The following is an 11,734-nucleotide window of genomic DNA, read 5'->3' on the forward strand; positions in this document are numbered from 1 at the left end:
ACGAACTTAATTACCAAGTTACTCGATCGCGCCATCTCTCTAAAATCTTGTCCCCGACTCCCTGTACCCGTGCCACATCCTCCAAAGAGGTAAAACGTTGCTGTTGCCGCGCTGCAATAATTCTCTCGGCTAACTTCGGGCCAACCCCAGGCAAGGTTTCTAATTCTTCCTGAGTCGCTGCATTCAAATTAACTAACTTTTTACCCGCACCAATTTGAGGTTTAGCACTCGTAGTTTTTGATGCTGCTTGTAGTGAATCACACTCTTTTTTCTTAGCATCAATTCTCTGTTTGATTCGGGCGGGAATTCCCATGATTGCACCTTTGTAAAGCCGATCGAACTCCCGCTCAAAATGGGCCGCAACTTTGGGACTCTCGATCGCCAGCAGCGTCTCGTCATTCCCGTGATTTGCCGCCTCACTCCAGTTGTGAGAACCTGTAAGCACTGTTTTGCCGTCCACAACGCCGAATTTGTGGTGCAGGCGATCGCCCATTGGTAACAGCGGCACTCCCACCGTAGTCAGCGGCTTTCTCCAAGGGCGATTGTCAGCTTCTAACTTACAATCTTGGATGAAAGTCGCACCCATCATATCCAAACCTTCACTGTAAGAGCGATAAATAAAATTAGAGTCAATTAAAGCTCGCACCGCAACTCCCCGGCTAGCTTCAATTTCCAAAGTATTGGACAACCGCTGAGCCGAAAATACAAACAATGCCAAATCAACCGACTTTTTCGCACTACCCAAATTTCGATTTATCAAACTGTTAACGCTTTTTTCCCAAGGCAAAGTCTGGGAAGTCGGCGAAAATTGCACCGCCACTGTCGAATTCCCTACTCTTACTTTTTGCACTTGACGAAACGGCTTTTTGATGCCAAACTTGCTGTCCGGTTTGCCTCCGGGCCCGTCGCCCCACATGATGTTAAATTCTTGAGTAAATAGTTGCCCTATTTGAGCATTTTCAATTTTCAGCAAATTGTTCGCATTGCCGCGACTTGCGGCTGTCTTGAAATCGCCATGTATATCGCTTGTGGTAAAATTAGCCGAAGTGACGATTACCGTTTTGCCGTCAATTACCACAAATTTGTGGTGCATCAAACCGCTGCCTTTACTGCCGTCAGCAGTATCGTCAATTACAGGAATACCCGCATCCTTGACAATTACCAAAGCATCATTTTGCTTGATTTCCTCGGCGCTTAATTTACCGTCTTTATTGCGATCGGCAAGTTGCACAAATTCGCTATAACGATCGCGCTCTCTTTCCGGTAATTTCGCCAACTCCTGAGCTGTAAAATCGCTCCAAGGGCGACTATACATATGTTCGACAATTAATCTCACTTTAATTCCCGATCGCTGTCGATCGGCCAAAACCCTCGCAATACCGGGCAAGCGAAACTCCTGAACCGCAACATCTACCGTCGATCCAGCACTAGCGATCGCCACTGCGATCGAGTTTTCTAAATCATCTCCGGGTCTAGTTTGCTGGCGGTAAGGCTCTGTATAACTCGAAGCGATCGACTGATTGAAGTATACTTGCAACAAGGGGTCTTGAGGCAAGGGAGCCAGAGTGATAGGTAAATTCTGCACGTCTTGCTTTGTTTGTCCGCAACCTGCCAGATTGAGTGCCACCAGCCCAGCACAACAGAAACCGAGTAAATGATAATACAATACAGCCACAAAATTTTAAAAAATATAGAGGTTATTAGCCATCCCACAGTTCAAACCTATTCGATCAAGTAAAGTTACAACCTATTAAATTTATGCAAGGGAATAGATTTTACGTCTTGTAGAACTGCCTCGATGCCGGAAGCATCACTGGTAGGGTAGCAGCATTCAGGGGCGTGGGTCAAACCCGATACCGCTGCTTTATGGCTAAAAGAAAAAGAATTTTTCCGTGCGGTCACAAAGGATATGGTAAAGCGTGCCATCGCTGCACGCAAGAGTTGGTGGCGCAGCAGCAGTACGTTGAAGTGCTGACACAAAAACAAACCAAAAAACAAGAGAGGGAAGCATCATTTGCTAGAGATATCATCGATCTCAGAGGTCTGCCCGACCACGTAGTCACTAAAGCCCGAGCAATTATAGCAGCTTTGGGCGAAAATAAGAATTACAGAGATTTCGGCGGCAAACGCCTGCGTCACAACCGTTTGATAATCAGTATTCCTGTAACTCGCAACTACAGAATGCTTTGTGAAGATTGCGGCACTTTCTTAACTCCCCAAAAAGTTTTGTCGCACGAAGACTACAACGTCTGCAAACCAGGAAGTTAGTTATCAGTCATTAGTCATTAGTCATTAGTCATTAGTCCTTAGTCATTAGTTATTTAAAATCATGCAAATTTACCTCGACTATAGCGCCACAACGCCCGCACGCCCAGAAGCGATTCAAGCCATGCAAAAAGCCCTGACTCAGCAGTGGGGCAATCCTTCGAGTTTGCACGAGTGGGGACAAAGGGCGGCGACAGCTTTAGAATTAGCAAGAATGCAGGTTGCTAGCTTGATTAACGCGCTACCGGAATCGATGATTTTTACCAGTGGCGGCACTGAAGCGAACAATTTGGCAATTATGGGAATTGCGCGTCTTTATACAAAGCCACAGCATATCATTATCTCCAGCGTAGAGCATTCCGCAGTAGCAGAACCGGCACGACAACTCGAACAGTTGGGATGGGAAGTGACGCGCCTACCAGTGGATAAATTGGGGCGAATTCACCCTTTGGATTTGCAAGAGTCGCTGCGATCGAATACAGTGTTAATTTCAATCATTTACGGACAAAGCGAAGTAGGCACGCTGCAACCAATTGAGGCATTAGGACAAATTGCGCGCGATCGCAATATCATGTTTCATACCGATGCAGTTCAAGTGGTCGGCAAGCTGCAAGTAGACGTGCAGAAACTTCCCGTAGACTTGCTTTCGGTTTCCAGTCACAAACTGTACGGGCCGCAAGGTGCGGGGGCGCTTTACGTGCGTCCGGGAGTAGAATTAGTGCCAATGTTAGGCGGTGGTGGCCAAGAATTGAAACTGCGTTCCGGGACACAAGCGCTGCCGGCAATCGTCGGTTTTGGGGTGGCTGCAGAGTTAGCATTGCAGGAAATAGATGTGGAAACGCCGAGGTTAATTGCATTGCGCGATCGGCTTTTTGACCGATTATCCCACGTACCCAGTTTAGTACCAACTGGCGATCGATATTGTCGGCTGCCGCACCACGTCAGTTTTTGCATAGTCTCCCCTTCCTCCCGCCCTTATCAACAGAGAGATACAGGGCGAATAACAGGCAAAACTCTAGTGCGGCAGCTAAATTTAGCAGGAATTGGCATTAGTTCCGGTTCTGCTTGTAGCAGCGGCCAACTAACTCCTAGTCCGATATTATTAGCAATGGGATATGACGAAATCGGTGCCGTTGGTGGAATTCGGTTGAGTCTGGGACGAGAAACCACAGAAGCGGATATTGATTGGACAGTAATTGCGATCGAGCAAATTTTGGATAGATTAATGCCCAAAGTAGCATTATCTAGGCGTTAGCATGAAAATCTGCGGTTAAAATTCCAAATAAACCGGGTGTTTACGATTTTTATCGACTGTAATGAAGTATCTCCCAAAAACCCGGTTTCTGGCCACCCGCGCACAATCAAAATGATTTTTCATACATCCTGTAGGGGCGGGTTCACCAACCATAATTGCCTGAAATAAACAATCTAAAAAACCCGCCCCCACCCAACCAAAAATCATCATTTACATTTGGGCGATGCGAGGCAAATTTTAGGCTGATGTGGGTTATAGGTGGTGGCAGGGCGGGTTTATATAGATGGTTGGTAATTGTTATATATGGTTGGCGAACCCGCCCCTACAAAATATGGTAAAATTATGCTAAAATAAATCCCGGTGTTATTCACAACTCCCCAACAATCATCATTTACATTTGGGCGATGCGAGGCAAATTTTAGGTTGACGTGGGTTATAGGTGGTGGGAGGGTGGGTTTATATAGATGGTTGGTAATTGTTATATATGGTTGGCGAATCCGCCCCTACAAAATATCGTAAAATTATGCTAAAATCAATTCCGGTGTTATTCACAACTCCCCACAATGGAAGAAAACCGCGCCCAAGCCTATCTGCAATTAATTCACACTCTCCTGAATTGCCCGAACGGAGAGGAACCGCAGATTTTACAGGATAACTCCGAATTACTCGATCGCGGATTTATGGAAACCTGCGAGTTAGTAGCATCAACCTTAGCAGAACAAGGAGGGGAGAATGGCGCTAATTTCCTGCGAAATCTAGCCAGTCAGCTATGGCCACTCATCGAGATGAACGATCAGGGAAATAGCGAGAACTCTCAAGGCGAAAATTCCCAAGAGTATGCAAATTTTTTCATAGAATTATTGCAAGCAGAACAAGATAGCAATAGCGATATTGCAGTAATTTACCCAATGCTAGAGCAACGGCAACATCTCCTGAATGCCAGTTTTTCCGAGACTTTACAGCAAGTAAGTCAGAAGTTAATTACTGGCGAAAATGCCCCAACAATTAGCTCAATTATCGGTCTGATTGAAAATTTGAGTAGTCATATTAGTGAGTTTCCGAGTGGGAATAAAGGGAATAATATTGAAATTGCCATTGCGGGTTATCAAATAGTTTTAAATAATCGGGAGCCCGGTAGCGAAAAATGGACGCAAACCCAAAATAATCTGGCTACAGCTTACAATAACAGAGTCAACATTTCGGGGGCGGAAAATCTGTAACGGGCGAGCCCATATTAGACTCCTTACACAATTGTCTAGCATCCCATAATCCCTTTAATCTGCTCTACAAGCTGTGACACCAATCCCAAGGAAATACCAGCGGCCCCTAACTGTGCTGCTATTGTAGCCGCTATGGATTCAAGTGTTGCACCAGTCATAATCATCTCTACGATTGTGCTTGCCATAAATACCATTGTAATTGCACTAGCTGGAACCAAAACTACCAGCGCTCCGACCATTCCTGTTACTGCGGCAACAATGAGCATAAACTCACTTGGATTAGGGTTGTTGCATAGTGTCGCGAATAAACCTAGTCCTGTCAAGTTATTAACTTGTAACAAAGGTAAAAAAATAGTCATTTTGAATGTCTACCAAACATTATCTATTCAATATGATAGTATCTAGCCTCCAAGTTTAGCAACCCTACTTAACTAGCACCAGGGCGAGCGTCGCCCACCCCGCCGAGTCTACCGAAAATTCCCCCAAAAAACTCTATCGCACTTTATAACGCGGCTTTAACAGTCTATACCCTTGAGGATTTCTCGTTCAAGAACGTACTAACCTTAAATAGCCTGGGCTGGGCTTATCTGGCAAAACTAGACCACATCTACCGAGAAAAACCAGAAGACACAAACCAAAGGGCACAAACCAGGCGGTTGAAACCGCCTCTACACAAACTGTCATCCACTCCAAGCGAACTCAGAGATAATTCAAAAGTGTTGAAATCCTCGATCGAGCTTTAATACAATATCAGGATAAATGCCGCTGCTATCAGTCAACCAGATATCCGTGCTATCCGTAGCGGTTCCCACAATCGCGGCTGCGTTTCCTATTTTTTCTACTAATAACTGAGCATTTGCGATCGGCAAAAACAGCACTAACTCGAAATCTTCGCCGCCGTATAATGCCCAATCTAAAGCTTGTTCTGGTGATACGATTTCGCTGAAAATATCGGGAATTGGTAGTTTTGTGCGATCGATCTTTGCGCCAACACAGCTAGCCCGACAAATTTGAATAATCGCATCAGCTAAACCGTCGCTGCTGTCCATTCCGGCGATGGAAAACTCACCCGCATAATCTAAAATTTCCCAAACAACCGGCAAAACATCCAGCCTCGGTTTAGGCCGCTGGTGAGCGAGAATTAAAGAAGCTCGATCGACCTTTTCCAGATTTTGCCCGAATTCAGGATTTAACAGCAATTCTAATCCCGCGCGGGAGGCTCCGTGAACACCCGTGGCGACAATCGCCCAGCCCGATCGCGCATTTGACCGACTAATGGTACGATCGCACTCAACTTGTCCGAAAGCCGTAATCGCCACAGTCACAACGGGCGATCGGACAACATCGCCACCGACGATCGGCGTATCATATTCTTGCAAGCAAGCCGTCATCCCCCGATAAAACTCTTCAACCCACTCCACAGCCGTATCCGCCGCCACAGCGAGGGCTACAGTCACCGCCAGAGGCGTTGCTCCCATCGCAGCCAGATCCGACAAATTTGCCGCTGCGGCGCGCCATCCTGCGTAATAAGGCCCCGTAGTGCGATCGCTAAAATGCACTCCATCCACCAACATATCGGTAGTGATAGCCAGAGATTGGTTGGGATTTGTAGCCATGACAGCGCAATCATCACCCACTATCTCTGCGGGGCAGAATTTTTGCAATATTCTTAAAAGACCTTGTTCACCGATATCTTTAACTTGCATAAATTTGAATTAGTCGATCGCACTTTCTTACCATTCCTTACCCGAACTCGGCGGCAAGCGCAACCTAGGAAACCTATAAAAAGTATCTCCTTCATCATCTACCTCTAAAACCGCCGAAAAAATCTTAACTTGGCGATTTAAATACTGCTGAGCAACTTCAGCCTCAACCCTAGCACTAGCCGCCAGTTGAATCAGCGAAATTTGACTGTTTTGAGTTTCCAACAACTGATAAAAAGCCTCATCCAACCGCTGCTTTTGCTTGTTTTCATTCACATTTTTTACAATCAACAAGCCTGCGAATCCGCCCAAACCCATTACCAATAAAAATTGTAAAATAGCCATATTTTCGATGGAATTCCTAATTTCAATAACGTAACTATAGCGGTTCTCAAGCGTGGTGAGGTATGCCCTATGCCCTATGCCCTATGCCCTATGCCCTATGCCCATGAGTACCTCATCTTTCTGAGAAAGGCTATATAAAAATTATCTCTTCTTCCAGCCTGATTCCGGCGGGCTTTGTCTGTGTAAAAGTGATTTCAATCGCCGTTACCTTTCTTTATTTAGAAAAGATTTCAATGCCTGTCACTATTGATTTTTTCAGCCCGCGCAGGCGGGCTTTGTTTCTGTAAAAGCGATTTCAATCGCCGTCACTTTGGTGTCAAAGCGATTTCAATCGCCCTCATTAATTAAACTTGAGGTCGCACCAAATTTTCGATTCCTTTAACTACCTTAGCAGATACAATCTTGTCTCCCTGCTTCAGTTGCTCCAAAACTTCTTTTCCTTCAATCATGTAACCAAAAACAGCATAGCGGCCGTCCAACAGATTCAGGCCAGCGGGCGTGAGTTCAGGTTCAAACAAGAAAAAGAAAAACTGAGAAGAAGCGCTATCAGGGTCAGTTTCTGTACGGGCCATTGCCACAGTACCGAAAGCAGAAAAAGGCAAAACAGGTTCGTCGCGATAACGCCCCGCATCTTCTAGAGTAATCCCGTAAATAGGTTCTTTTTCCTCCCTGACGAGCACTTCTAGCGGTATATTCCGGTATTTGCCAGTAGCTGGGTCAATAAAACCCTCTTCCTTGCCTTCGGGGTCTCCCGTTTGCAAAACGTAGGATTCTTCCGATCGAATAAACGGCAAACCGTCATAAAAACCTCGATCGACTAAATCCACAAAATTACCAGCCGTAACCGGGGCGCTGTAGCCGTCAACCACAACAGTAATTTCCCCTTTTTCAGTTTGTACAGCCACAGTAGCGCGCCCTTTCAGTTGAGGCAGATTAGCATACTTGGCAGGCACTTCAAACGGAAACTTTGTCACCATCAACTCTTCGATTTCGCCTACGGAACCTAGGATGGTGGCTTTCAAGTCAATCACTTTGTCCCTGTCTTTAGCCTCAACAGCCTTTTCCAGTTGAGCAATTTTCTCCTTGACTCCTGCAACTAGCGCCTCAGCTTGCGGCTTTTTGGCGTCGGGAATACTCTCTAAAAGGTCAGACTCCCGAAGGTTGAGAATCCTGGAAGCCTTGCTGACATCGCTGCTAATGGGCCCCCAACGTTTAGATCGTATGTGGTTGCCAATGTCTTCGAGACTGATTTGCAAATCTCGCACAGTCTGATTGTCAATAGGTAAAGCGAAGCGCAGCAGCGCCCGGCCGTCCGTAATCGCATTCCCTGCAGGCATACTGCTACTGGGGCGTTTGGCATGGGAGACTGCACTGAAACTCAGGGAGAGAGTGAACAGCAAGAGCGCTAAAGCGACGGTTTTGACCCAGCGCTTGCACGTATCGATCGAGAAATTAGGCCAATGCAACATAACTTTAACTTTTATTGCCTCTCTTATCTTCCCACAGCGCTGCCCGCCCGCCTTTGCTGCTACCCATCTAAAGTGTCTGTTGGTTTGGCTAGGGAGGATCTGCCCACTAACAACAGTCAATCGATTTTAGATTTTAGATTTTAGATTTTAGATTTTAGAGGCGACCCCACGGATAAATTCGGGGGTTCCTTTATCGGATACAGGTTTTTTATTTCTGGACGGATGAATCCGGGGGCTTGTATCCTGGATGCTTTCGGTCAACTGACAACAGCCCACTGCCCACTGCCATTAACATTTCAGTACAGCACTTGCTCCCTTTGAACGGTAAAATAAAATGCCAATTGCTTTTTGATGCCGTCAGCTAGACTGCGGCTTTAACCTGACCCGCTCAAAAACGGATACAATCCCCAGACTCCTGTCGTGGAGAGATCAAAATTTTAGACCAAGGTTCAATCTCCCAAATTCATCTGTGGAGTAAATCTAAAATCTAAAATCTAAAATCTAAAATCGACTGACTGTAGTTCCCCCGTGCCCAAAGGCGACGGGATTGCCCACAAAAATTTATATGATCTCCAGTAACGACTTTCGACCAGGTGTTTCAATTGAATGGAATAACGGCGTGTGGCGGGTTATCGAATTCCTCCACGTCAAGCCAGGAAAAGGCTCGGCTTTCGTGCGGACAAAATTAAAAAACGTCCAAACCGGAAACGTAGTAGAACAAACCTTCCGGGCGGGCGAGACTATGCCTCAAGCCAACCTGGAAAAGAGTGTGATGCAGCATACCTATAAAGAGGGCGACGAGTTCGTCTTTATGGATATGGAAACTTACGAGGAAAGTCGCCTCAATGCTAAGCAAATAGGCGATCGTGTCAAGTACCTCAGTGAAGGGATGGAAGTCAGCATCCTGCGCTGGAACGACCAAATCATGGAAGTGGAACTCCCCAACTCTGTCGTCTTGGAAGTGCTGCAAACCGATCCCGGAGTCAAAGGAGATACTGCCACTGGTGGCAGCAAGCCCGCGATCGTCTCCACCGGAGCTCAGGTTATGGTGCCTCTATTTATTTCCATTGGAGAACGGATTCGGATTGATACTCGTGAAGACAAGTACCTCGGCCGAGAGTAGAAACGAGGGAGAAAAAGGGAGTTTTTAGTTTTTAGTTCTGAGTTATGAGTTAAAGAAGTTAAAATTCAATACTCATCGCTCACAGCTTAAAAACTATCCCTTTTGCCTCCAAACTCGGTTAATTCTCCTAGCTTCGCCTGATTCGGAATTTTCAATTTTCAATTTTCAATTTTCAATTCTCAATTACCCTTGAATCTGCTGTGCAACTAGACATAAACCAGCTTTGTGACCTGCTAACTGTATTAGACAAAACTGGCATTTCGGAACTGACATTAAAAAGTGGGGATATTGAACTGACAGTACGCAAAGGCATTCTGGCAAGTTCACCAGGCACCTCTGCTGCGCTCCCTGCTGCCGTGGCGACTGTCGCTCCGATCGCCTTGGGCGCGGTTCCTAGCCCCACCTTAGCGTCACCTCCTGCTGTTGACCAAAATTTAGCAGCGGATCTGGCTGCCCCTGTACCCGTCGCCCCTGTCGCCGCACCTGCTGCCGTACCTGCTTCTGTAGATACGAAATGGGTGCCAATTATCTCGCCGATGGTAGGAACGTTTTATCGCGCTGCTGCTCCTGATGAGCCACCTTTTGTCAATGTGGGCGATCGCATCAAGGTCAGCCAGACAGTCTGTATTATTGAAGCGATGAAGCTGATGAACGAGATCGATGCTGATGAAGTCTCCGGTCAAGTGATGGAAATTTTAGTTCAAAATGGCGAACCTGTCGAATACGGTCAAGTGTTGATGCGAATTAATCCGGATTGAAGGATTACTTTATTGTTATGGACAGAATAAATGCTAATATTTCCCGATCACTTCTCTCCGGTGAGTTTGATGAAGTCATCCCAGCCTGTCCCGCAAGAGGTTGTGCAACAAGTTGCTGAGTATTTCAGTATTTTGAGCGAACCCATGCGTTTACGAATTTTGAACTTGCTTCGCGACGGCGAAAAATGCGTGCAAGAATTGGTGGAAGCTACTCAAACGAGTCAAGCCAATGTTTCTAAGCACCTAAAACTAATGCTCCAAGCTGGTATCCTCACTCGCCGGAGTGAAGGAACTTCAGCTTATTATAAGGTGCAAGACGAGCTAATATTCGAGCTGTGTAATATGGTGTGCGATCGGCTTGCCAGCCGGATCGAACAGCAAGCCCTACACTTTCGGGCATTTAGCCTAACTACGAAGCACTGAAAATTAGTTGCCAGTCCTCAATCCTCAATCCTCAGTCATGAGTCATCAGTTATCAATCCCTACTCTCTGCCTTCAGACCGATGACTAATGACTCCTAACTAATGACTTCTAACTAATGACTCATAATTACTAAAGGGGAAAATTTTTGTCAAAACTTTGGCGGGTACTCGGCTGAGCCACCTCCAAACCTTCGCCACCCAAAAGTTCTAAAGGCTTGCCTTCTACCGAAATCCAAACCTTGGTATTCGGTTGTAAACTCGTAGCCGTATAGATAACTTGCCCTAACCGGCCAGTCATCGAATTGCTCCCTCCCCCGGAAGTAAATTCTGCCGACAAATCGACATAAACTCCGTCATTCTTAACACTCAAACCCCTGAGTTTTGTCCCATTAGGAATTTCGCTAGAAACAGTTGCATCCTTTGGCCCGGCCAACAAACTGTTAAAAGCAGCTTGTAAAGCTGCATCAGGCTTGTCAGCTTGTTTGACAGCTACTTTCGTAGGAACTCCCTCAAATTTGCCGATCGCATCTTTAACCCAGTAGACTTGCACTGTCTGGACATCAGTCTGCGGCAAAGGCTTTGGCTGCGGTGACTTTGGGATCAGAGCGTTAGGCGTCTGAGCTGTAGGCGTCTGAGCTGTAGGCGTCTGAGCTGTAGGCGTCTGAGCTGTAGGCACTTGTACAGGATTTGGAGGGGGTACGGGGATAATTACAGCAGGAGATTCCGCAGGACTTGGGGACAGCGGCGGAGCCGTAGTTTGAGCAGAAGACTGCGTATCTGCGGGGCTGGGCGAACGGTTCGCTGTCCACCAGGCAATGCCCCCTCCCGTTAGTAAAGCCAACCCGCAAACACCGGCAATGACGGCTGTGGAGACGCGGCGTACTTCTTGTCCATCTTTCATAATACAAATTCTCCTTACAGATAGAGCGCTTGGGACGGTGAGGAGCGACTCTTGATCAGCTACATTTGTCTATGGTTAGATTCTGGAATTGACACAATTGCATTGCTGCTAGCGAACACTTTATAGCAAGCCCAACATATTCTGAATCCGACTATTGGAATCCTAGACCATAATATAAGATTTCGCCGTGGAGTATGTCACCAAAAAACTGGGTCTGAAGCCCCGTCCTTATAGGACGGCTTTACATTGAATTAAATCCCCTTTCGGGGTCGG

At 46.4% G+C, this 11,734-nt stretch carries 12 protein-coding genes; 6 read left to right on the forward strand and 6 right to left on the reverse strand.

Features of this window, described 5'->3' with window-relative positions; genetic code table 11:
* Positions 1-10: 10 nt before the first annotated feature.
* A complete protein-coding gene (locus QUB35_RS19025; protein ID WP_333143336.1) occupies positions 11-1,675 on the reverse strand; it encodes a DUF655 domain-containing protein in 1,665 nt (554 codons plus the stop codon).
* A gap of 191 nt (positions 1,676-1,866) precedes the next feature.
* Between QUB35_RS19025 and QUB35_RS19030 the strand changes: the two genes are divergently transcribed.
* The 3 genes from QUB35_RS19030 to QUB35_RS19040 all read left to right on the forward strand — a co-directional run bounded on the left by QUB35_RS19030 (position 1,867) and on the right by QUB35_RS19040 (position 4,740).
* Positions 1,867-2,268: a DUF7682 family zinc-binding protein gene (locus QUB35_RS19030; RefSeq protein WP_333143337.1), complete on the forward strand. Its 402-nt coding sequence runs from the start codon at positions 1,867-1,869 to the stop codon at positions 2,266-2,268.
* 61 nt (positions 2,269-2,329) lie between these two features.
* Positions 2,330-3,520 carry a cysteine desulfurase family protein gene (locus tag QUB35_RS19035; RefSeq protein WP_333143338.1) on the forward strand — a complete coding sequence of 397 codons (1,191 nt, stop codon included), beginning with the start codon at positions 2,330-2,332 and terminating at the stop codon, positions 3,518-3,520.
* A gap of 563 nt (positions 3,521-4,083) precedes the next feature.
* Positions 4,084-4,740, forward strand: coding sequence for a hypothetical protein (locus QUB35_RS19040; protein WP_333143339.1), 657 nt, complete (start codon positions 4,084-4,086; stop codon positions 4,738-4,740).
* Positions 4,741-4,775: 35 nt separating this feature from the next.
* On the opposite strand, the gene QUB35_RS19045 is transcribed toward QUB35_RS19040, so the two are convergent.
* The 4 genes from QUB35_RS19045 to QUB35_RS19060 form a co-directional block, all read right to left on the reverse strand.
* Positions 4,776-5,099 carry a hypothetical protein gene (locus tag QUB35_RS19045; protein WP_333143340.1) on the reverse strand — a complete coding sequence of 108 codons (324 nt, stop codon included), beginning with the start codon at positions 5,097-5,099 and terminating at the stop codon, positions 4,776-4,778.
* A 351-nt stretch (positions 5,100-5,450) separates the two neighbouring features.
* Positions 5,451-6,446 (reverse strand): thiamine-phosphate kinase, encoded by a 996-nt coding sequence (thiL, locus tag QUB35_RS19050; protein WP_333143341.1) that lies wholly within the window; start codon positions 6,444-6,446, stop codon positions 5,451-5,453.
* A 27-nt stretch (positions 6,447-6,473) separates the two neighbouring features.
* Entirely contained in the window at positions 6,474-6,788 is a 315-nt protein-coding gene (locus tag QUB35_RS19055; protein WP_333143342.1) for a hypothetical protein, read from the reverse strand.
* 344 nt (positions 6,789-7,132) lie between these two features.
* Positions 7,133-8,257: a peptidylprolyl isomerase gene (locus QUB35_RS19060; protein ID WP_333143347.1), complete on the reverse strand. Its 1,125-nt coding sequence runs from the start codon at positions 8,255-8,257 to the stop codon at positions 7,133-7,135.
* Positions 8,258-8,822: 565 nt separating this feature from the next.
* On the opposite strand from QUB35_RS19060, the gene efp reads away from it, so the two are divergent.
* The 3 genes from efp (at position 8,823) to QUB35_RS19075 (ending at position 10,561) form a co-directional block, all read left to right on the forward strand.
* The gene (gene efp, locus QUB35_RS19065) at positions 8,823-9,380 is read left to right on the forward strand and encodes an elongation factor P (protein ID WP_333058573.1); all 558 of its coding nucleotides are present in this window, start codon (positions 8,823-8,825) and stop codon (positions 9,378-9,380) included.
* 200 nt (positions 9,381-9,580) lie between these two features.
* Positions 9,581-10,138, forward strand: coding sequence for an acetyl-CoA carboxylase biotin carboxyl carrier protein (gene accB / locus QUB35_RS19070; RefSeq protein WP_333143343.1), 558 nt, complete (start codon positions 9,581-9,583; stop codon positions 10,136-10,138).
* A gap of 30 nt (positions 10,139-10,168) precedes the next feature.
* Positions 10,169-10,561: an ArsR/SmtB family transcription factor gene (locus QUB35_RS19075; protein WP_006631662.1), complete on the forward strand. Its 393-nt coding sequence runs from the start codon at positions 10,169-10,171 to the stop codon at positions 10,559-10,561.
* Between the two features lie 129 nt (positions 10,562-10,690).
* Here QUB35_RS19075 and QUB35_RS19080 read toward each other — a convergent pair whose 3' ends face one another.
* A complete protein-coding gene (locus QUB35_RS19080; RefSeq protein WP_333143344.1) occupies positions 10,691-11,461 on the reverse strand; it encodes a GerMN domain-containing protein in 771 nt (256 codons plus the stop codon).
* Positions 11,462-11,734: the final 273 nt, after the last annotated feature.

The sequence above is a fragment of the Microcoleus sp. B13-B6 genome, assembly GCF_036705405.1.
Lineage (GTDB): Bacteria > Cyanobacteriota > Cyanobacteriia > Cyanobacteriales > Microcoleaceae > Microcoleus.